The sequence below is a fragment of the Virgibacillus kekensis genome, from assembly GCF_042654125.1.
GTDB classification, from domain to species: Bacteria; Bacillota; Bacilli; order Bacillales; family Amphibacillaceae; genus Lentibacillus; species Lentibacillus kekensis.
Window position 1 is genome coordinate 808,048 of sequence record NZ_JBHSFU010000004.1, and the last position, 20,160, is coordinate 828,207.

A 20,160-nucleotide genomic window follows, 5' to 3' on the forward strand; every position below is an offset into this window, starting at 1 on the left:
TAGAGGAATTAATAGTGAAAGTACTTGTCCTCCATTGCTATTCAGACAGCTGCGAATCAGGGGACTTTTTGGGAATATGTGAATCCAAAAGGATTGCTAATAATTAAATTTTACAGCACTTTCTCACTATTTAATGACAGTAGAAAAGGGTACGCACATTATACGTACCCCATCTACAAAGATCTGGAATTAACAGCTTAGACGATTAATGCTCGTAAACTTTTGCCTCGCGGAAGTATTGCTCAATTCCAAAGTTCTGGAATACGATACCTTCAACATAAGGCTTAACAAGAATCGCGGAACCGTTCTGGTAAGTCGGAATTGTGTAAGCATTTTCGATTAGTACTTTTTCAGCTTCTTTAAGTACTTCCCAACGCTCTTCCGGCTTAGTAGCAAGACTTCTTGCTTCGTCCATCAACTTATCGAAGTCATCCATTTCTATACCAAGATCATTGTATGGGCTGTCTGTATGCCAGTAACCCAGGAATGTCTCAGGGTCTTTAAAGTCAGGACACCATCCGGAACCTGCACCGATATCTTGATTATCGTTCTCTGTGTACTCAAGATAAGCATTCCAAGGCAATTTCTTGATTGTCACTTTAAGTCCTTCAAGCTGTTCTAGCTGATTAGCCATGTATTCGCCCATCTCTGCTGCTGAGCTACCATCTGTTGTTGCATATTCAACTTCTAGCGTTTCAAAACCTAGCTCTTCTTTAGCTTCTTTCCAAAGCTGTTGCGCTTCTTCAACTCCACCAGGAAGGTAATCTTCACGGCCTTCGCTGAAGTCTTCGCCATTTGGACCAGTAGCAAAGTCTTTCGGTACTACATACTGCGCTGCCATTGAACCATTGTTCAGAAGAACTGTAACCATTGACTCACGGTCGATAACCATGGACATAGCTTTACGTACTTTTTCATTCTGGAACTCAGGTACATTGTTAGCATTCAGCTGCCACCAGAAAATACAGTTACCAGGAACCTGGTTAAAGTCTGGCTTATCTTTCCAAGCGTTAACCTGTTCAGAGACAAGTCCATCAACCTGGATTTCATCATCTTTATAAAGGGTTAACTGAGTGTTTTGTTCTTTAACAACTTTGTAAGTTGCTTTAGTGATATTTACTTCATCAGCTGCATAGTAGTCTGGGTTCTTTTCAAGAGTCCAGCCTGAACCATGGTTCCACTCTGTCAATTTGTATGGTCCAATTGTCAGAAGGTTTTCTGGTTCTTTAGCAAAGTTTTCGCCCTGCTCTTCGTAGAAAGATTTGTTGATAGGGCCAAACTTGTTAAATGCCATCAAGCTTGCGAAATAAGGGATTGGAGACTCAAGAGTTACCTCGATTGTCTTCTCGTCAACTGCTTTAATGCCTAGTTTTTCTACTTGCCCGTAGATGTCGCTTTTATCATCCATGATTTTCTCAGCGTTTTTCACGTTCGCTACACCCATGATATAGGCATATTGTGAAGCAGTCTCAGGATCTATTAGACGCTGCCAAGCGAAAACAAAGTCTTCTGCAGTTAGCGGATCGCCGTTTGACCATTTAGTGTCACGAAGTTTGAACGTATATACTGTCCCGTCTTCGTTTACTTCAGGCATTTCTGCAGCCATTTCTGGAACCGCTTTCTTATTCTTAATAGTAATTAGTCCAGGGTGAGTTCTCTGGATTACTTCCGCAGAAGTTGTATCTGTTGCCATTGAGATGTCAACAGAAGGAAGATCAGAACCACGAACAAAGTTTAGAACCTGCTCTTCTGCTAGTTTTTTCTCCTCTTGTTCACCAGAATCTCCTTCCGAAGAAGTTCCTTCATCTCCTCCGGCTTCTTCACCGCCATCGCCTTCGGATCCATCGCCGCCGCCACACGCTGCTAAAAACAGTGCCAGCATAAGTATAAGTGAAGCGATGAAAGTCCATTTAAACTTTCCTTTCATACTAATGACCCTCCTCATAAAATATTATGTGTATTATAGACGCATCCTCAACAATATTCAAGATTGTTAGAAAATTGCCTACATGAGCATTATACAAGTATTCTAACTTTTTTGCATTACTTTTTTTAAATTTTTTTTAAAAACTTGGGCAAATTTGTAAAAATCCCTTTAATATAGGGCTTTATACCCCTATATATTTTTAACAGGAATTGGATGTCTTGTGAAATTAATGATAGTTCTGATAAATATTGTGATGATTTCCCATCTCTTTTTTGATATTATAAATGGGGATTGAGGTGTTAATTGTGATTAAAAAATACCAGGCATTCACATATACGTTTATTTCCGCGGTAGTATTAAGTGTGTTACTTACCGGTTATTTTTATAAAACTGATTTTACTGTGGTAGATGTAATAAATGTAACATTTATGGTAGGAATGATTTACCTTGTGGTAGGGACAAGTTTATTTTTAATCCAACAGGGATCATTCGATGGAATAACATATAGTTTCAAACGGTTTTTTAGACGTTCCTCAAGCTACGGAGATATGCTTCGCGAGGTAACTCCAGAAGAAGAGGAAGAAAGCTATCTCCCAAAACAGCGTTCATTCCGTCTCACGTATCCTTTAATGGTAACAGGAATTATATTTTTCTCCTTAACTGTAATTGCAGGCTTTCTAATATAAAGAGTACTGAGCAGGACACCAGATGTCAGACTCAGTTTTCTTTTTGTTTTTTATTTGTTTGTTTAATTAATTCTTTGATTCTCTTTTCATATTGCTGAACCTCTTCTTCAGTAAGTTCCTTTTCACCATAGCGAACTTTTCGGTATTCTTCAGCAATCACTGATTTGCCTGCAGCTTTATCATCAATCCGCTCCAGCCATTCCTGAACCGATTCATGGACATAACGGGCATACCCTTTTCTTGCTAAGGATTTTTGCAGCTGATAGAATCGTTTCCTTACTTTATCTTTGGGTGCGCGAACCCGTTCTTTGGGCTTACTGGTACTGTAACTTACGGGTGTAGCTTCAGCAGTTTGGGGTTTCAGTATTTTATTTGTCAACACAAACTTCTTCTTATAAAGATAAGCTACCACACCGATAAAAATACCAATAACCAGAATCCAGATTATCCATTCGAATATGGGGGACATTACCTGTTCAACTTGTTCAGGCTGTTTTTCTTCTTCATCTACTGGAGGTCCCAGTAATTTTTCCAGACCAAGTTCTTTTAGACTTTTTGTCCCAAATAATACATTGATAAGCCATGTTATTGGGGTAGCAATGACATATCCAAGTACCGTTCCAATCCACATGACAGCAGTAATTACTATAGATTTAAAGGCTGGAAAAAAATAATAAGCCATGATGGATCCCATAACAGTTATGCCAAGAGCCCCAATGCTCCACATTGTATATTTCCTATTTACTTCAGCAGAAGCCTGTTGGGCAATTATGATATTCAGCATTTTTAGCAGTATTAAAAAGAAAAACTGGATAAACGGAAGCAATAGCAATATACCTTTTTCGTCTGAATTAGATAACGTAAGATAGACAAATAAGCAGGCTCCCAAGGAATAAAGAAATAAGGCGTGCTGGTTATCAGTATCTATATCGCTATCAATGAAATGCATAAAGGAGCGCCATCCCACCAAAATAGCCCATAATACGGAGGCATATATATTCAGGCCAAGCATGTTGCCCAACCCACCCCCCACAAGAATTAGAAAAAAAACATTAATAAGCTGAATTTCGCTTTTTTTCCGCAATAGAGTAAAGACAACACCAAACAACAGTACTATAGTAACTAAAGGGCCAACTGGAGCCAGTTCATTAATGATAATATAGACAATCTCCATAACTACAAACAAGAAGAAACATTCGTACAAGTAATCAAGCCAGATTTTAGTGATCCTCATGAAATCGCCCTCTTCCCGGCAGAGGCTGGCACGATAAACGCGGCATCTTCTTTCTGTTCAACTTCAAATAGCGTTGTTCCTCTCCTTATCCATCGCTGATAAAATCGTTGTTCTGACTCTCTTTTTCCACAATTGACCAAAATGATCATAGGCGAGCGATACATTACCCTGTCAATAAAAGCAAGCATATTCTCTTCCGCAACCAGAATACTGTTCAGATTGATCCGAGCTAACATTTCCAGCGCTTTTGCAAGTTGCTCTCGCCCCTCACCAGCATTAAGATGCATCAGATAATCTTTACCGTGGACCTTTATATTTACAAATATATCGTAAGGAATTCCGTTTGTAGCAGCATATTTACATAAATAAGCAACATAACTGATATTCTTTTCAAGGTCATCTGACTTAGTAGACACGTCTGTGCGGTCCCTGCTTAAATTCAGAATAAATGTCCAATGCATCCCGCTTGTTTTTTCATATTGTTTTGTCTGCAACTCATTAGACCTAGCTGATGCTTTCCAATGAATATCACTGAAAGAATCCCCTGATGAATAATCACGTGTGCCCATCGTCGCGGTTTTGTCCTCAAACAAGGAAAACTGCATTGGCCTATTACCCTGCTGGAACCTTCTTAACTGATCCATCCCTCCCACTGGTCTGAGTTCCGGGTATACGATAACCTCAGTTTGGAAAAAGGGCTGGTAGTCTAAATCAAGGGTGCCAACACCGAGCAAGTCTTTTGTATGTAGTTTTATAGAGCTCACTCGTGCGACTCCACGCTTTTTCCCCTGTACTTTAATTGTGAATTCCAATGACTTTTTACTGAGCAAGTTAAACCGAAAGGAGAACTGATTTGTTGTTCGATTGCGGCTTCCAGCAGTCAGTTCAGGACACCATACACTGTTACCAATATTGAACGAGAGCAGGCCGTTGAATACAGGCAGCCTCCCAAAATTTTTAACTGATAATTTTATGATGTGTTCTTCATCATTAAACAGCTTAACTTTCTGAATCGGATTGGCCATACTTACATTTTCAGTTGTTTTTTTTAAATAATAATACGGTATTGCATTAGCCAGTAAAATTAGAAAAGTAATCAAGATCATTATTGCTGATTTAGCGTACAAAGAAATTAGAAGCAATGTTGCCGCCGCAACAAGCAGCGGAACAAAATACATGATTGTGATTTTTCGGTGCCACATCATTCACGGACCGCTCCCGCTTCAACAGGGACTTCTGTTTCGTGGAGAACCTGCTCGAGAATTTGCTGTTTGGTCCTGCTCATTTCCCCTTCAAGGGAAAGAACAAGTCGGTGGCTGAGCACAACAGACGCCATTTTTTTGACATCTTCAGGAATTACATAGTCCCTCCCCTGAATGAAAGCACTCCCCTGCACGGCACGCATGAACGCTAAGGTTCCTCTGGGACTGACACCCGTTTCGACAAATTCAGAAGACCTGGTCGCAAGGATGATGTCCAACATGTAATCCTCAATTACTTCGGAAATTCTAACTTGCTTCACTTGTTCCTGAAGTTCTCTTATTTCCTCCAATGAGAAAGCAGGCTCCAGGGCTTCAATTGGTTCTGCTTTCTGATAACGGCGCATCATTTCTTTCTCTTCGTCGCGGGATGGATAGCCAACACGAATTTGCATGATAAAACGGTCCATCTGGGCTTCCGGAAGCGGAAATGTTCCCTGTGATTCGATCGGGTTCTGGGTTGCAAGCACAATAAATGGCGGGTCGATGGGAAGTGTTGTCCCTTCAATGGTTACCTGCTTCTCCTCCATCACCTCCAGGAGACTGGACTGAGTTCGTGGTGTAGCACGGTTAATTTCATCAGCAAGTAAAATATTGGTCATTACAGGACCCGGCCGCAACTCAAAGTTTTGCTCTTTCGGATTGAAAAACTGGATACCGGTCACATCACTCGGGAGAACATCCGGTGTAAACTGCACGCGGCTGAATTTTCCATTGACCGTACGGGCTATACTTTTCGCAAGCATTGTCTTTCCCGTCCCGGGGACGTCTTCCAAAAGAACATGCCCCCTGCACATCAGGGCAATCATTACAAGCTCCACAGTTTCCTCTTTGCCTAGGAGTACACTTCCTATTGCTTTCATCATCTTTTCTACTTGTTCATTCATACCAAAGCCCCCTGTTTATGATATATCGTTAAAATACTGATAACTCCAATTACGGAATTAATATAGTAATTGTTTCATTAATCTCATTATTTCATAATATTACATTCACCTCTATCTTTTTTTAAAAATTTGCTATTGTCATAAATTAAAAATATAGTACAATAAAATAGAAGATTCAACAGCATAAGGGGGTAACATAGTGAGAAAGATAGCATTACTGATCCTGGTGATTTTGACAATGGTGCTGGCTGCCTGCACTTCAGATGGTGAGGCCAAAGATAAAGAACAGACAGGTGATAAAACTGAACAGGCCCAAACGACTGAAGACGATAAGCAAGAAGAAAAACCTGGTCAATATAGTGTTCATATAGATAACGCCACATTTAAATTTAAAGATAGTATGCAGGCAATACCTTTTAATGTAGCCAAAAATGGCAAACCACTTACCGGTGAAGACCTTGGCGTTCAAGTTCAGGTACCAATTGGTAATATACCTTTCAAGGTTAAAGAACTTGAAAACGGTAATTTCGAGGGTCAAGTACAAGTACCAGAGCCAGGCGTATATCAGGCTAGTGTATTTAAAATGGTAGACAACGAGATGAATGTTATTGGACAATTCCAGCTGACATTTGAATAATCTAAAAACCCGTAAAGCCTTTGGAGCTTTACGGGTTTCTTTTAATTACTTACATATTTTTCTTTGATTTTCTCCAGCATATCACTTGTCATACTGTCGATATCATACTCAGGTTCAAACCCCCATTCTTCTTTTGCCGCACTTGAATCAATGCTGTCCGGCCAGCTTTCAGCGATTTTCTGACGCACTGGATCCACATCATAGGATAGGTTAAATTCAGGTATATATTTCCGGATAGCTTCACCAAAATCCTCAGGCGCTGCAGAGATGGAGGAGATGTTAAAAGCATTACGATGAACAAGTTTGTCCGGATCTGCTTCCATCAGTTGTATGATTGCCTTCAAGGCATCCGGCATATACATCATGTCCATATATGTATTCGCGCCTATATAGGATGTGTACCGATTATTCTTTACAGCTTCATAGTAAATCTCAACTGCATAGTCAGTCGTTCCACCACCTGGTAATGTCTTATATGATATCAGGCCAGGATAGCGAATACCACGGGTATCAACCCCAAACCGGTGGTAATAATAATCACAAAGCAATTCTCCGGCAACCTTATTTACACCATACATTGTCGTTGGACGCATGATGGTATCCTGCGGTGTGTCCTGCTTTGGCGTCTGAGGACCGAAAGCCCCGATTGAGCTCGGCGTAAAGAATTGCAAATCAAGTTCTCTTGCAACTTCGAGCGCATTTACGAGTCCTCCCATATTAAGCTCCCATGCTTTCTGTGGTATAGCCTCCGCTTTAGCCGATAATAGTGCAGCCAAGTGCATAATAGTATCGACGTTGTGTTTCTTTGCTGTTTCGCATAAAGCCTTCCCGTCGGTTACATCGCATGTCTCAAAAATGCATGTATCATCTTCTGACGACCGGATATCTGTACCTATTACATTATCGTCTCCATATTGATCACGTAATGTCGTAATAAGTTCGGAGCCTATCTGACCCAACGCTCCGGTAACTAATATTTTTTTCATGTGGCTTCCCCCCCTCAATTCATTCAGGTAAAAGTCTCATCTATATTAGATGAGACCCATTTCTTTACCTACTTTTTCATATATTTTCAGTGCATCGTCGAGCATTTCTTTTGTATGAGCGGCGGTAGGCATGTTGCGGACCCGACCCGTTCCTCGTGGTACAGTAGGGAATACGATAGATTTCGCATAAACGCCTTCTTCATAAAGACGCTTACTGAATTTCTGTGTATCCTTTTCATCACCTATTACACAAGGTGTGATTGGTGTTTCGCTGTCCCCGATATCAAACCCGAGATTCTTCAAGCCTTCTTTTAAATAATTACTGTTCTCCCAAAGCCTTTCATTAAGGTCGGTTGACTCCATCAGTAACTCTACAGCTTTAGTGCTTGCTGCCGCGTCTGCCGGTGAAACTGCAGTAGAGAATAGGAATGGGCGGGAACGCACTTTCAGCCAATCAATCAGCTCTGCTTTACCAGCCACATATCCACCGATTACTCCGATTGCTTTGGAGAGGGTACCCATTTGGAAATCCACTTTATCCTGCAGACCGAAGTGTTTTACCGTTCCAGCACCTTTTCCAAGAACACCTGACCCATGTGCATCATCAACATAAGTAATCAGGTCAAATTCTTCGGCTATCTCTACGATTTCTGGAAGTTTCGCAATATCTCCATCCATCGAGAATACACCATCTGTTATAACCATTACCTTATTATACTTTCCAGATTCAACCGCTTCTTTTGCCTTATTGCGTAAGTCATCCATATCTGAATGGTTCACACGGATAATCTTGGCTTTGGAGAGACGGCAACCGTCAATAATAGAAGCATGGTTGAGTTCATCAGACAAAATAGCATCGTTTTTATCCATAACTGCAGAGATGGCAGCCATGTTACAGTTGAAGCCTGATTGATAGGAAATAACTGCCTCTGTTCCCTTAAACTCGGCAAGTTTTTTCTCCAGTTCAATATGCAGATCCAATGTACCATTGATCGTCCGAACGGCCCCTGCCCCAACTCCGTGTGACTCCACAGCTTTCTTGGCAACTTCCTTCAGTCGGTTATCTGTAGCAAGTCCTAAATAGTTATTCGATGAAAGGTTGATAAGCTTCTTATCATTGATTTCTATTACCGGTCCATTTGCTCCTTGAACCGGGTCGATTTCATTGTACAGTCCGCGTTCTTTCAAATCATCGATGTTTTTTTCCAAAAAAGAATGCAGTACTTTACTTGTCATTTACAGTTTCCTCCTCATTATGTAAGCGCTTAATTATCTTTCTTCAACAATAAAAGCGCATTTTGATAACTTCAGTTTAACATATCACATGTATTATTTTACACTTCCATTTGTTCCATACCGTTTTCTTTCTATATTATTAAGGAATACAGCGAAAACGAGCAAAACTGCAGAAAATATGGATAGATAAAGACCCCCTCCTGTTTGCGATACTACTTCACCCTGATAAGTACGATTCGCTTCTCCAGCATAATAAATAAGGAAAGCGACTGCAGCCACAGAGCTCGCAACACTGAAGAATCGGGAGCTTTTTTCATTTAAAATAAAATAAAGTGGTATCACAAATAGGAACAGAACGAGATAACCTTGTTGGGAAAGTCCATTTGCACTTGCGCGAAACGGTAAATCAATCCACGGCATAAATAAGGAAAAAATATACAGGATTGTTGCTGTTAAAACAAGTGACTGTGCATTAAACCACTTTCGCTTCATCATTCGCTCCCCACTTTCGATATAAGATGACAATTTTGTAAGAATTACCTGTAACGTTGTCACAAAAACCTATGGTAGAATCAACACTATTCTACTATAATAAGTAATAGATTAGAAAGCAAAGTGGGGGAAAACTATGAAAAAGATGCTGATAGCAATGTTTCTTGTACTGATTCTGGGATTCGGTGTCGTCGGATATAACCAGGCTGCAGACGACTCAAAAGACGTAGTAGAAAAAGAACAGCAGAACGGCACACTAATTGTCAACTCATAACATTTTTTTTTAAAAATTCAAGTTTATATAACATATAAAAAAGGAAAGTGTCCAGTAAAGGACGCTTTCCTTTTTAGTAGCAAGGGGTATTAAAAATTAAAACTTCCCTTACTATATGAGTTATCTAATCGCTGACTATTCTATTATTCACTGATGATGGTTACGTCGACAGAGCGAACGCCCCAAGAGTATGCATCAGCTTTTGTTGGAAGATGAACATCAATCTTGTTACCCTGGATCGCACTTCCGATATCGGCAGCAGTTGCATAGCCGTAGCCTTCAACATAAACTTTAGATCCAAGTGGGATAACATCCGGATCCACTGCAATTACTTTGGCATTCGGATTTGCATTCAGGTCTACACCTGTATACGTGACGCCTGAGCATCCAGCGCAATCAGCTGTGTATGCTGTTGCTGTTACGGTTACTGTTTTTCCTTCAGGGTCTTCCTGAGAGTTATTTGACTGAGCATCTGTTTGTACTACTATGTCTGAACCTTCACTTGATGAGTTTTCATTCGATGTATTTACATTAGATGAACTCTCAGTTGAAAGAGTAGTTACTGTAGCACTGTTATCCTGTTGAATGTTTGCACCTCTTATATCCAGTTCCTGTCCAGTAACGATCAGGTCGGACATGAGGTTGTTCCATTTCTTCAGAGCCTTGACGGGTACATTGTACTTGTTACTGATTTCAATCAATGTATCGCCCTGTTCAACTTTATATTTTTCATTTATAAGTAGTTTCTGTTTTGGATGAATCAACGTGTTCTTCAGGTCGTTAATTCGAACCAAAGCATCAACAGTTGTGTCGTATTCCTTAGCTATGTCCCAAAGGTTATCCCCTTCTTGGACATTGTATTCTGCTGCAGAAGCAGTGGTTAAAGATGCGCCAGCGATAATGACACCTGTTACGAATGAAGCTAATAGTTTCTTCATAGGTAGTCCCTCCTTAAATTTCTGACATTGCTTATAGTATCATAGGGCTATAGGCAATGCAGTTACGAGAATTTTAAGACTCTATTACAAGGATTACCAAACTAGCATTGAAATATTACAATTATAATAGATTTATGACAAAAGACCGATTTTTTTACAAAAAAGCCGTCTTTCAAGTGATTTTCAGCCTATTTTTCACATGAATCCCATAATTTTGCAGGTATGAATTCTAGTAAACTTATAAAAAAAGAAAGCCCAATAGATTTTTATGGACTTCCTTTTTTGTATTTAGACACATTTTGTCTAGTGGAATTATACAAGATGGTAAATTGGATATTAATATAGCCGTATAAATATCAAGGAAAGGGCTCGTTATTACCAAGCATTTTTGACCTTGATTATCAAAATGAGCGCCGACAAATTAGCAAGTGGATTGTGGTTTCGCTATCTGCCCTTAGGAGAAATGGTTGCCCAAGTGAACGCAAACTCACCAGAAATCAAATAAAAAAAGAGGCACTAATCGACTTTCGATTTATGCCTCTAACTTTTATGCAATTTTTGATTTCCTCCTAGAACACTCAACCACTAACGATTTGGACTGATCAACTAAATAAACCTTTCAGGAGATTCAATAGGTTATTGATGAAGTCCTGAACCTTATTCCAGAATCCTTCGTCATTTACAATTTCACCAAGTTTATCTTCAACTTTTGCTGCGATATCCTCAAGCTGACTCTGCACCTGATTGAAATCTATATTGAGATTGCGCATCCGGTTAAATAGGTCGATCAGCATCTGACGATCAGACTCGCTTAGTGAGATTCCAAGTGCATTAAGCTGTTCTTTAACAATTTGTTCAACTTCTTCTTTAGTGGCCGGGTTCTGTTCGGCAATTGCCTTTTTGATTTCTGTAAGCAAACGGCTGACTTCCTCTTGGCTTAATCCTTCTTTGCCAGCCAGGTCAGTTGCAACGTCAAGTTCATCATTAGCGAGAATCATCCGTTCTTTATCAAGCTGCTTGCCTTCAGCATCGTATGCTTTATAAATACCACTTAATGCTGAATGCCCGGTCACCTTTACCGGTGATGCCACGAAGACCTTGGCATTTTCCACACCTGCGGTCAATAATGCATTAGCATACATCTCACTCGAAACTTGAGTGATGTTTGCCGGGGTGACGATATCGATGGTGAGTCCTTTACCCTTTTGTTGAGGAATTATCTTGGCGGATGAATACATCCCCGAATTTGGATCACCATTAATATACTCCGCAAGGTCCTCCCCGGTTACGGTGTATTCTTTGATTTGTTCATGAGTATTAACCTTCAGGAGACTGCTTACTTCCTCTTTTTGTGACTGTGACAAAGTCTCTCCATATACAACAATAGGGGCAGGCAATTGTGTTTCTGTATTATTGCCGGTTGCGGATACTGGTGCCGCCATCCCTACTATAAGAACAACAATCGTTAAAACAGCTATACTTATTGCACCAAAACGTTTCATAAGTTATTTTCCCCTTTATCTTAAGGCTTGTCTTTCATTATAATATACGTTCCATTATAATAATTTGTTTCGGATAATATTACAATAACCGTTTGTTTTATTATGAAACTCCAGGGAACAAATATGATAAGCATAAATGTTTTAAATTACTTCGAGTTACTATATATTTAGATTATCGAAACAAAGTAAAAGAAAGAAGGGATTTGTCATTTCTGAACAAAATCCTAATATAAAACGAAATTTAATCATCATGTGGTTTGCGAACTTCTTCGTTGCAGGAAGTATAACAATGGTTCTTCCATTTATTTCTTTATTTATAGAAGAATTCGGCAGTTTTTCGGACTCATATGTTCAAACTTGGTCTGGTTGGATATTTGGAATCACCTTTGTAACCGCGTTTATTTTCTCACCCATCTGGGGTCGGATTGGTGATAAATATGGCAGGAAAAAAATACTGATTATCTCTGCAAGTGGATTGGGATTATCGGTATTCCTGATGGGGTTCGCCAGCACAGTATGGGAGCTTTTTTTATTGCGCTTATTTATGGGGATATTCACAGGATTTATTCCTATGTCCCAAGCGCTTATTTCCACTCAAACACCCAAGAATGTTGCTGGTCAGGTTCTGGGAACACTTCAAACCGGAAGTATTACTGGAGCATTAATGGGCCCGCTGCTTGGCGGTATTCTTGCGGACATGTTCGGTTATGCCCAAACTTTCAGGTGGGTATCCATTACCATATTCATATCAGGTCTAATCGTGTTGTTTGGTGTCAGGGAATTACTCATCAACCGGGATGAGGACGATACAAATAGCCGTTCTTATTCATCCAAAGAGGTCTTGCAGCATGTAGTTCGTAATCCTGTTCTGCTAATTGTTATGCTTATATCAATGCTTGTTCAAATTGCACATTTCAGCATCCAACCAATTCTTTCCCTGTATGTGGAGGAAATCCACGGACCGGAAAGCATTGCCTTTTTCTCCGGGATTGCATTCTCGGCAGCTGGTCTGGGAAATCTGCTGATGGCTAAGCGATGGGGGCGGCTTGCCGATCGAATCGGGTATGTAAAAATATTGATTTTCCTATTATTTATGGCAGGGATTGTTTATTTCCCAGGAGCATTTGTGACCAATATCTGGCAGCTCGTTGTATTAAGGTTTTTACTTGGAATTTCCATTGGAGGAATCATCCCTGTACGGATTGCCTATATTCGCCAGGAAGCTCCGTTATCCATGCAGGGCGAGGTGCTTGGATATAATACCAGCTTAAGGTTCCTTGGAAATATAATCGGGCCTGCTTTAGGCGGTATGCTTGCAGGAGCGTTTGGATTCTCATCCGTTTTCTTTGTAACGAGTGCTCTGTTAATTCTAAGTGGTTTAATTATGCTTGGGGCATGGTACCGGCACGAATATGAAGGAAAACGATCACGTTCGTTAACTTCTTCTTAGGAATGACTAAGTATCTGTATGCAGGTAAGATTAGTGAGATGTTTTCTTTTTCGTATAAAAAGACAGTGGCCGAAAATGGCTGCTGTCTTTTAAATATGAAAGAAATATTGATTTGTATCCGGATATGTGCTAAAACTAACAGAGTCAATCTTTTATTTTAATTTAGAAAGAAAGTGATAGCAATGGGTATTGTCGTTGTTGAGGTTTGTGACGGAAATGCGATCACTAATATAGATATAGAAGCAATTATCGAAAAGGAATTCCCCGAAGTGGCAGTACTGATGAATGAATGTCTTTCATTCTGTGGGCTCTGCCGGGTTAAACCATATGCACTAGTCAATAACAAACGCGTTTTCGGAAACACTCCGGAAGAATGTTTAGATAAAATTAGATCCGCAATCAAAGAAGAACTGGCTGTTTATCAATAACAGCCAGTTCTTTTTTTGACGAATTATATTATTTCCCGGGAAATTTTTGTCGAAAAAGCATTTAAAGGCTTGCTTTGAAGATTTCCACTGAATCCTGGCGGGTCAGCTTTTTAAAGTTACCGTATTCAGGGCGGGCAATAACTGTTTTATCTGCCATTTCCTCAACAGTGCTTTCATCGATATCATAATCGGAAAGTGTGGACGGTGCATCAATGCTGTTCCAGAACTCGCGCAGCTTGTCGATACCTTCAACTGCAACGTCATGGTCACTTTTACCTTTTGGTTCTACATCAAACACTCGAACGGCAAGCTGTTTAAAACGACCTACATTGTTTTCATCCAACACGTGCTTCATCCAATTCGGGAAAATAATTGCAAGTCCGCCACCATGAGGGATATCATGAACGGCTGACACGGCGTGCTCCAGGTTATGCGTTGCCCAGTCACCGCGGAATCCCATATTGATTACGCCATTAAGCGCCATGGTTCCACTCAGCATAATTACTTCACGGTACTCATAATTTTCCAGATCATTAAGCAGTTTTGGAGCAGTTTCAATCACTGTTTTCAGGATAGATTCACAGAAACGATCCTGCATCGGTGTGTTTTCAGCCTGGTGGAAATAATGCTCCAATACGTGTGACATAATATCCACACATCCGTATATCGTCTGGTTGCGTGGTACTGATATTGTATTTGCGGGGTCCAGGATTGAAAATTTAGGAAAAGTATAAGGGGTCCCCCATCCATGCTTTTCATGTGTATCCCAATTGGTGATAACAGAGCCGGCGTTCATTTCAGATCCTGTCGCAGCAAGTGTAAGCACAGTACCAAATGGCAGCGCATCGTTTGCCTGTTCTTTTTTGGTGACAATATCCCAAATGTCCACGTCTGTTTTAGCTCCTGTTGCAATTGCTTTGGTTGCGTCAATGGTGCTTCCGCCTCCGACAGCAAGCAAAAAATCTATGCCTTCTTTCTTGCATATATCAATCCCTTTTCGGACGGTGGATACACGCGGATTCGGCTCTACGCCTGGAAGTTCGAATACTTCTGCATCGATGTTCCCCAGCTCTTCTTTTACTTTGTCATAAACGCCGTTTCGCTTAATACTTCCTCCACCATATACGATCAGCACTTTTTTGCCGTACACTGAGACTTCTGTCGAAAGCTTGTCCATCTGTCCTCTTCCAAAAATCAATTTTACCGGATTATAGAATGTGAAATTATCCATATTGAATCCTCCTGTGTTAGCACGCGACATAACCATTATTTTGTATAAACTATGACGTCCATTTCAACTAGGACGTCTTTCGGCAGACGGCTGACTTCCACTGTAGCCCTTGCAGGGTATGGCTCGGTCAAGTATCCGCCATATATCTCGTTAACCGTTGCAAAGTCTTCCATCGAGTTTAAGTAAATCGTGAATTTCACTACCTGGGAAAAATCAGTCCCAGCTTCTGTTAGGATTGCTTTCAGGTTTTCCAGAACCTGTTTTGTCTGCATTTCAATTCCCTCCACCACTTCACTGGTAGATGGGTCAATCCCGATTTGTCCGGAAACATATACAAAGTCTCCAGCTTGAATTGCCTGTGAATACGGACCGATTGCCGCAGGGGCATTTTCCGTATGTATTGCTTTAATCATTATCATCCCTCCCATGTAAATCTTATCATTTACCAATTTGTCAATGCTACTTTTTAGCAAACACATCACGGTATTCTAATACATCGCGGACATAGTAAATATCCCCGTAACAAGCATTATACTGCTCAGCGCCTTCCCGCAGGCAAGTATAGATTGATTGATTGGGCGCGCTTTTATACATCATTTGCGAGAAATTGATTGCAGCCTGTTGTGAATAGGTTCCCGAATTCTTTTCCACATAATCTATAAATCCCTTCCCAAAGTTATACGACTGAATGGCAAGCTTTATATCACCGTTCGCCTCTTCCAATGTCAGGGAAAAATAATATACGCCCTGTTTAATCGAGAGCTCCGGATTATCGATACAGCCAATCTGACCACAATAGCTTTCAGAAGACTGCATCGGGTCGTTCCCACGTCCGCCTGACTCCTGCATCATCATAGCCATCAGGACATCCACATGTGCCGCTACTCCGTACTCCGCTGCATACTTTTCCACCAGTGGCCGGTATTCCAGTACCTGTTTGCTCACCGCGGGCCCGCGTGATACAGAACTACTTTTTCCCTCGATCGTCAGAAACGATATTAATAGAAATACTCCACAAAGCACCAACATAACGGATGCCGTTTGCTTTATTGATTGTTTTGTCTTACGTTTCATTGTTATCCCTCTATCTTCCTTACCATAATTCCGACTGACAACCCGTAAATAAAGTGACCCAGCATCCAGTAGCTGAAGGCCTCCATATCTGTCAGTTCCGGTGTCCGGGCTGATAATACTGTTGTAAGGTAAAGGAGTCCCCCGACAATTAAATTGATAGAAATATATAATGTAAGCGGATGGTAGTATTTTTTTAAAAGAATATACAGCGTAAATACCAGCAAGACCGCTACCACGAGATGAAGCATGAATTCCTGCGCACCGGTCATGTTCCACTTGCGTATGACTGGAATATAATCCACATTCATGAGGAGGGTGTATACTTTTTTACCGGTAAGCTGTTCAGCCATTTTTAGCAGCCCACCAAGGATTAAACCGGCTATTAAACCAACAGCAGTTAATTTTACTAGTCTCATAGATTTCTCCCCGACATGAAGTTTACTTCGCTCTGGCAAATAGCTCTTTCTCCCTCCATTTACCGAATCGGTAGTATAAGAAGGCGATGAAGCTGCTTATGATAAAGCTCGCTCCCATACCAATGGCGATACCTGTCTGTCCAAACCATTCGGAAAATAAGGCAGTCAATGGAAAACGAAGCACCCAAAAAGAAATGATATTCAGGACAAGAACCTGGTACATTGCCCCGGACGCCCGGACAATTCCGTTCAGAATAAAATTAATCCCGAGAAATGGATAGCATAGTGCAATGATCTGTAAATAGGTAGTACCAAATTCAATTGCATTGGTATCATCAATAAACAGGTCAATTCCGTATTCCGCAAATGACACAACAATAATTCCAACAACCAGCATAATGGAGAAGTTGTAAAGCACCCCGTATTTGGCGATTCGTTTTACGCGCGGCCAGTCCCTGACACCGATATTCTGTCCGGCCATACTGTTAACTGCTGTTCCTAAGGCATGTGCCGGCAACATCAAAATACTGTCCAGTCGCTGAGCAGCGCCGTACCCTGCCACTACAGCTCCACCAAACCCGGTTACAACACTCATGATTGCTGCAGAACCAGCTGAAATAACAGCCATTTGCAGGCCGGCAGGAATTCCTAGATTAAGGATAAGCCCGACTGCTCGACGGGATGGGAGTTTGGGAATCGTAAAGGGTGCCAATTTACGGTAGAGGACAAGAATCAGCCCATAAAGAAATGCACTGCCCTGGGCAACTATCGTCGCATATGCTGCACCGCTGATCCCCATATCAAACCCAGCTATAAACAGTGGATCAAAAATAATATTCAAAAGAACCGCAGTCACCACAAAACGAAGCGGAGTTTTGCTGTCACCGAGTGCTCGTAAAACTGTACTGATAAAATTATAGCCAAATAGGAACAAGATTCCGAGGAAGTTCACCTGCAGATATGTGGTTGCCTCCTCCAGCATTGATGCCGGGGTATTAAGCAGACGCAGCAGCTGTTCTGCCATAAAAAAACCAATAGCTCCAAGTGTAAAAGAGAGAATGGTTAGGATTACCACGAACGCATTCAGGTAATTTTTCAATCCCTCGTCATTATCCTGGCCTTTCTGCTGTGACAAAATGGTAAGTGCCGCGTTATTCAGCCCAATTACGAATGACAGGACAGTGAAAATAATCGTACTTGATACCGCGACTGCACCAAGTGCCTGTGCACCAAGAAGATTACCCACCCACAGGCTGTCAGCAAACTGATATGACGTCTGCAGCAGATTTGTCAGCATAATAGGTCCTGAGAATATAATTAGATGTTTTAAAATATTACCTTCTGTGAAATCATGCTGTTTCTTCATAAACGTTCAGCCTTTCCCATTTTTCCTATACACGGGAATATTGAATAATTATCCCTCGGCAAATGAGCGGACAATTTCTTCCGCGGTCTCTTCCTTGTTAAGTGAACCGACTCCCTGACCTGCCCATAGCGAGAGAAAATCAGCATTGACCTTTTCTTTCCCGGCAGCCCGGATATCCTTTGTCATCTGATTCTGGACTGGGAATGGCAATGTTTCCAATCTGCTCGCATCTACCTCATCAATAAATCTGTTCCGGATAGCGCGTGCCGGACGGCCTGAAAATACTTTGGTCAATTTGGTATCTTCCCCGCGGGCACGGAGAAGCGCTTCCCGATAAGCCTGGTTTGTGCCTGCTTCTCTTGCCAGCAAAAAACGTGTCCCAATTTGGACACCTGAAGCCCCCATTGCCATCAGTGCATCCGCCTGTTTTTTTGAATAAATTCCCCCTGCTGCAATAATAGGCAGTCTCGTGTTTTCAAGTAATTCCTCCACTAACACATGAAGACCAATGTTGCATCCATCCGGATATTTTTTAACATCAAATGTACCCCGATGACCGCCAGCCTCTGACCCTTGAGCGACAATAACATCGTAACCTGCTTCTTCAAGCTGGAGCGCTTCGTCCAGGCTGGTTGCCATTCCTATCAATACAACTTTCCCGCTTTTCAGCTGACCGATAATTTTTGCAGGCAAAACACCAAACGCCGTGCTGACAATGGATATCTTTTCCTCAAGGATAACGGACACTTTCTCCTCAAGGTAATCGTAAGCTTTGACAGTATAACTTCCAAGCTGTAACCCGAGTTCTTTTCTATATTTATTAAGGAATTTTTGCATCTCTTGTACATTACTGGAAGATGCGTTCAAATCGGCAGCAAACAGATTTACAGCGAACGGCCGGTCGGTTAAGTCACGTGTTTCTATGATGTCATTTCGTAAAGCAGCGGCGTCCATATACCCCGCGCCAATTGTGCCGAGGCCGCCTGCTTCAGCAGTTGCTGCAACCAATCCGGGCGTTGTTATCCCTCCCGCCATGCCGGCTTGAATAATTGGATACTTAATATCCAACAGTTTAAGCAATTGACTCATCATAGAACCTCCCATACTTTTCTAAAGTATACCATTTTCAAGGAGGGTAAATCTGCTGTTTCGCACCTAAGAGATCGATACATTTTTTAACCGAAATAGTTAGTGGTATAAATTGGAATTATATTTTTATTAACTTTCCTCATTTTCCTTCTTGACAATATTAAGAAAATTCCATACGATAAGAGAGATTAACGAATGGTGTCGCTAAATGTATCGTTAAATAGAATGAATACATTAAGGTGGAAACTAATGTGAAAATATCTCAGTTGGAATACAATATTCGAAGGCTTATCGAACCATATCCAGATAAGTTTTCTATCGCTATAGCGGCCGGAGATGAACGAATCGTCATCAATGCCGACCAGCCAAAAAAGGCAGCCAGTCTGATTAAAATACCTTTATTGATTGAAGCATTCCGCCAGATTGAAATAGGTATTCTGGATCCGAACGAGCTTGTTTATATCGATGAACATATGAAGGTTGGCGGTGCCGGGGTTATCAACCAGATGACCAATTCAAATATCTATAGCTATATTAACCTGCTTGAACTAATGATCATCGTCTCAGATAATACAGCAGCCAATATTATACTGGATAAAATCGGCATAGAACAGGCAAATCACTTAGCGGAACAACTAAACTGTATGGATACCCGGCTACAACGGCGATTCATGGATTTTCATGCCCAGAATATGGGGTATGAAAATAGAACAACCGCCCGGGATATACAACTATTTCTGCAAACGATTACTTTTGAAAATGACTTTTTGGATCAACAGAGCAGAAAGTCAATACTCCGCATAATGTCCAACCAGCAACTCAGTCACAAGCTTGGTACTTACCTTCCTTCAGACACTGATCTCCATATGTACAGTAAATCAGGAGAACTGTCAGGAGTGGAGCACGACGCGGCTATAATCAAGTATCGAAATAGACGAATAGAAGCCGCAATACTAACGGATGGCTGGGAAAATAATGGGGTTGGCTCGCGACATATTGCTGAAATTGGCAAAATGCTTTTCGAATACATAACGAGTTGAATATAAAA

General features: G+C 41.1%; 21 protein-coding genes. 6 read left to right on the top strand and 15 right to left on the bottom strand.

Annotated elements, in window-relative coordinates; all coding sequences use genetic code 11:
* Nucleotides 1–205: 205 nt before the first annotated feature.
* Nucleotides 206–1,927: a peptide ABC transporter substrate-binding protein gene (locus ACFO3D_RS08105; protein ID WP_390294617.1), complete on the bottom strand. Its 1,722-nt coding sequence runs from the start codon at nucleotides 1,925–1,927 to the stop codon at nucleotides 206–208.
* A gap of 305 nt (nucleotides 1,928–2,232) precedes the next feature.
* Between ACFO3D_RS08105 and ACFO3D_RS08110 the strand changes: the two genes are divergently transcribed.
* Nucleotides 2,233–2,613 (top strand): DUF3899 domain-containing protein, encoded by a 381-nt coding sequence (locus tag ACFO3D_RS08110; RefSeq protein WP_390294619.1) that lies wholly within the window; start codon nucleotides 2,233–2,235, stop codon nucleotides 2,611–2,613.
* 31 nt (nucleotides 2,614–2,644) lie between these two features.
* Here ACFO3D_RS08110 and ACFO3D_RS08115 read toward each other — a convergent pair whose 3' ends face one another.
* The 3 genes from ACFO3D_RS08115 to ACFO3D_RS08125 are packed head-to-tail and all read right to left on the bottom strand — an operon-like array spanning nucleotide 2,645 to nucleotide 5,993.
* Nucleotides 2,645–3,847 carry a DUF4129 domain-containing protein gene (locus tag ACFO3D_RS08115; protein WP_390294621.1) on the bottom strand — a complete coding sequence of 401 codons (1,203 nt, stop codon included), beginning with the start codon at nucleotides 3,845–3,847 and terminating at the stop codon, nucleotides 2,645–2,647.
* On the bottom strand, nucleotides 3,844–5,052 hold the full coding sequence (locus ACFO3D_RS08120; protein ID WP_390294623.1) for a DUF58 domain-containing protein: 1,209 nt from the start codon (nucleotides 5,050–5,052) through the stop codon (nucleotides 3,844–3,846). Before ACFO3D_RS08120 ends, ACFO3D_RS08115 begins: the two co-directional genes overlap by 4 nt.
* Nucleotides 5,049–5,993, bottom strand: coding sequence for an AAA family ATPase (locus tag ACFO3D_RS08125; protein WP_390294625.1), 945 nt, complete (start codon nucleotides 5,991–5,993; stop codon nucleotides 5,049–5,051). The genes ACFO3D_RS08120 and ACFO3D_RS08125 overlap by 4 nt, the downstream gene beginning before the upstream one ends.
* 199 nt (nucleotides 5,994–6,192) lie before the next feature.
* On the opposite strand from ACFO3D_RS08125, the gene ACFO3D_RS08130 reads away from it, so the two are divergent.
* Nucleotides 6,193–6,630: a hypothetical protein gene (locus tag ACFO3D_RS08130; RefSeq protein ID WP_390294628.1), complete on the top strand. Its 438-nt coding sequence runs from the start codon at nucleotides 6,193–6,195 to the stop codon at nucleotides 6,628–6,630.
* A 41-nt stretch (nucleotides 6,631–6,671) separates the two neighbouring features.
* On the opposite strand, the gene ACFO3D_RS08135 is transcribed toward ACFO3D_RS08130, so the two are convergent.
* The 3 genes from ACFO3D_RS08135 to ACFO3D_RS08145 form a co-directional block, all read right to left on the bottom strand.
* On the bottom strand, nucleotides 6,672–7,616 hold the full coding sequence (locus ACFO3D_RS08135; RefSeq protein WP_390294630.1) for an NAD-dependent epimerase/dehydratase family protein: 945 nt from the start codon (nucleotides 7,614–7,616) through the stop codon (nucleotides 6,672–6,674).
* Nucleotides 7,617–7,661: 45 nt separating this feature from the next.
* On the bottom strand, nucleotides 7,662–8,852 hold the full coding sequence (locus ACFO3D_RS08140; protein WP_390294632.1) for a glycine C-acetyltransferase: 1,191 nt from the start codon (nucleotides 8,850–8,852) through the stop codon (nucleotides 7,662–7,664).
* Between the two features lie 93 nt (nucleotides 8,853–8,945).
* Complete coding sequence (locus ACFO3D_RS08145; RefSeq protein WP_390294634.1) at nucleotides 8,946–9,347, bottom strand: hypothetical protein; 402 nt, start codon at nucleotides 9,345–9,347, stop codon at nucleotides 8,946–8,948.
* 133 nt (nucleotides 9,348–9,480) lie between these two features.
* Here ACFO3D_RS08145 and ACFO3D_RS08150 point away from each other — a divergent pair, with 133 nt between their 5' ends.
* A complete protein-coding gene (locus ACFO3D_RS08150; RefSeq protein ID WP_390294636.1) occupies nucleotides 9,481–9,618 on the top strand; it encodes a hypothetical protein in 138 nt (45 codons plus the stop codon).
* Between the two features lie 143 nt (nucleotides 9,619–9,761).
* Here ACFO3D_RS08150 and ACFO3D_RS08155 read toward each other — a convergent pair whose 3' ends face one another.
* Both ACFO3D_RS08155 and ACFO3D_RS08160 read right to left on the bottom strand, forming a co-directional pair.
* Nucleotides 9,762–10,556, bottom strand: a complete 795-nt coding sequence (locus ACFO3D_RS08155; RefSeq protein WP_390294638.1) for a LysM peptidoglycan-binding and 3D domain-containing protein — start codon at nucleotides 10,554–10,556, stop codon at nucleotides 9,762–9,764.
* Nucleotides 10,557–11,158: 602 nt separating this feature from the next.
* Entirely contained in the window at nucleotides 11,159–12,058 is a 900-nt protein-coding gene (locus ACFO3D_RS08160) for a DUF1002 domain-containing protein (RefSeq protein ID WP_390294640.1), read from the bottom strand.
* A 250-nt stretch (nucleotides 12,059–12,308) separates the two neighbouring features.
* Between ACFO3D_RS08160 and ACFO3D_RS08165 the strand changes: the two genes are divergently transcribed.
* Together ACFO3D_RS08165 and ACFO3D_RS08170 are read left to right on the top strand one after the other, a co-directional pair.
* Entirely contained in the window at nucleotides 12,309–13,508 is a 1,200-nt protein-coding gene (locus tag ACFO3D_RS08165) for an MFS transporter (RefSeq protein ID WP_390294642.1), read from the top strand.
* A 182-nt stretch (nucleotides 13,509–13,690) separates the two neighbouring features.
* The gene (locus ACFO3D_RS08170; RefSeq protein WP_390294644.1) at nucleotides 13,691–13,936 is read left to right on the top strand and encodes a YuzB family protein; all 246 of its coding nucleotides are present in this window, start codon (nucleotides 13,691–13,693) and stop codon (nucleotides 13,934–13,936) included.
* Nucleotides 13,937–13,997: 61 nt separating this feature from the next.
* Here ACFO3D_RS08170 and ACFO3D_RS08175 read toward each other — a convergent pair whose 3' ends face one another.
* The 6 genes from ACFO3D_RS08175 to ACFO3D_RS08200 are packed head-to-tail and all read right to left on the bottom strand — an operon-like array spanning nucleotide 13,998 to nucleotide 19,112.
* Nucleotides 13,998–15,167 carry an iron-containing alcohol dehydrogenase gene (locus ACFO3D_RS08175; protein WP_390294646.1) on the bottom strand — a complete coding sequence of 390 codons (1,170 nt, stop codon included), beginning with the start codon at nucleotides 15,165–15,167 and terminating at the stop codon, nucleotides 13,998–14,000.
* Nucleotides 15,168–15,202: 35 nt separating this feature from the next.
* On the bottom strand, nucleotides 15,203–15,580 hold the full coding sequence (locus ACFO3D_RS08180) for a RidA family protein (protein WP_390294648.1): 378 nt from the start codon (nucleotides 15,578–15,580) through the stop codon (nucleotides 15,203–15,205).
* A 46-nt stretch (nucleotides 15,581–15,626) separates the two neighbouring features.
* Complete coding sequence (locus ACFO3D_RS08185) at nucleotides 15,627–16,241, bottom strand: lysozyme family protein (RefSeq protein WP_390294650.1); 615 nt, start codon at nucleotides 16,239–16,241, stop codon at nucleotides 15,627–15,629.
* A gap of 2 nt (nucleotides 16,242–16,243) precedes the next feature.
* Nucleotides 16,244–16,657, bottom strand: a complete 414-nt coding sequence (locus ACFO3D_RS08190) for a hypothetical protein (protein WP_390294652.1) — start codon at nucleotides 16,655–16,657, stop codon at nucleotides 16,244–16,246.
* A 22-nt stretch (nucleotides 16,658–16,679) separates the two neighbouring features.
* Nucleotides 16,680–18,023, bottom strand: a complete 1,344-nt coding sequence (locus ACFO3D_RS08195; protein ID WP_390294654.1) for an MATE family efflux transporter — start codon at nucleotides 18,021–18,023, stop codon at nucleotides 16,680–16,682.
* A 48-nt stretch (nucleotides 18,024–18,071) separates the two neighbouring features.
* Nucleotides 18,072–19,112, bottom strand: a complete 1,041-nt coding sequence (locus ACFO3D_RS08200; protein ID WP_390294656.1) for an NAD(P)H-dependent flavin oxidoreductase — start codon at nucleotides 19,110–19,112, stop codon at nucleotides 18,072–18,074.
* Between the two features lie 251 nt (nucleotides 19,113–19,363).
* Here ACFO3D_RS08200 and ACFO3D_RS08205 point away from each other — a divergent pair, with 251 nt between their 5' ends.
* Nucleotides 19,364–20,152, top strand: a complete 789-nt coding sequence (locus tag ACFO3D_RS08205) for a serine hydrolase (protein WP_390294659.1) — start codon at nucleotides 19,364–19,366, stop codon at nucleotides 20,150–20,152.
* Nucleotides 20,153–20,160: the final 8 nt, after the last annotated feature.

Bases quoted from the DNA above. Each gene is read 5' to 3' on its own strand.
- ACFO3D_RS08105 (WP_390294617.1), bottom strand. From the start codon at position 1,927: ATGAAAGGAAAGTTTAAATGGACTTTCATCGCTTCACTTATACTTATG.
- ACFO3D_RS08115 (WP_390294621.1), bottom strand. From the start codon at position 3,847: ATGAGGATCACTAAAATCTGGCTTGATTACTTGTACGAATGTTTCTTC.
- ACFO3D_RS08120 (WP_390294623.1), bottom strand. From the start codon at position 5,052: ATGATGTGGCACCGAAAAATCACAATCATGTATTTTGTTCCGCTGCTT.
- ACFO3D_RS08125 (WP_390294625.1), bottom strand. From the start codon at position 5,993: ATGAATGAACAAGTAGAAAAGATGATGAAAGCAATAGGAAGTGTACTC.
- ACFO3D_RS08135 (WP_390294630.1), bottom strand. From the start codon at position 7,616: ATGAAAAAAATATTAGTTACCGGAGCGTTGGGTCAGATAGGCTCCGAA.
- ACFO3D_RS08140 (WP_390294632.1), bottom strand. From the start codon at position 8,852: ATGACAAGTAAAGTACTGCATTCTTTTTTGGAAAAAAACATCGATGAT.
- ACFO3D_RS08145 (WP_390294634.1), bottom strand. From the start codon at position 9,347: ATGATGAAGCGAAAGTGGTTTAATGCACAGTCACTTGTTTTAACAGCA.
- ACFO3D_RS08150 (WP_390294636.1), top strand. From the start codon at position 9,481: ATGAAAAAGATGCTGATAGCAATGTTTCTTGTACTGATTCTGGGATTC.
- ACFO3D_RS08155 (WP_390294638.1), bottom strand. From the start codon at position 10,556: ATGAAGAAACTATTAGCTTCATTCGTAACAGGTGTCATTATCGCTGGC.
- ACFO3D_RS08160 (WP_390294640.1), bottom strand. From the start codon at position 12,058: ATGAAACGTTTTGGTGCAATAAGTATAGCTGTTTTAACGATTGTTGTT.
- ACFO3D_RS08165 (WP_390294642.1), top strand. From the start codon at position 12,309: ATGTGGTTTGCGAACTTCTTCGTTGCAGGAAGTATAACAATGGTTCTT.
- ACFO3D_RS08170 (WP_390294644.1), top strand. From the start codon at position 13,691: ATGGGTATTGTCGTTGTTGAGGTTTGTGACGGAAATGCGATCACTAAT.
- ACFO3D_RS08175 (WP_390294646.1), bottom strand. From the start codon at position 15,167: ATGGATAATTTCACATTCTATAATCCGGTAAAATTGATTTTTGGAAGA.
- ACFO3D_RS08180 (WP_390294648.1), bottom strand. From the start codon at position 15,580: ATGATTAAAGCAATACATACGGAAAATGCCCCTGCGGCAATCGGTCCG.
- ACFO3D_RS08185 (WP_390294650.1), bottom strand. From the start codon at position 16,241: ATGAAACGTAAGACAAAACAATCAATAAAGCAAACGGCATCCGTTATG.
- ACFO3D_RS08190 (WP_390294652.1), bottom strand. From the start codon at position 16,657: ATGAGACTAGTAAAATTAACTGCTGTTGGTTTAATAGCCGGTTTAATC.
- ACFO3D_RS08195 (WP_390294654.1), bottom strand. From the start codon at position 18,023: ATGAAGAAACAGCATGATTTCACAGAAGGTAATATTTTAAAACATCTA.
- ACFO3D_RS08200 (WP_390294656.1), bottom strand. From the start codon at position 19,112: ATGAGTCAATTGCTTAAACTGTTGGATATTAAGTATCCAATTATTCAA.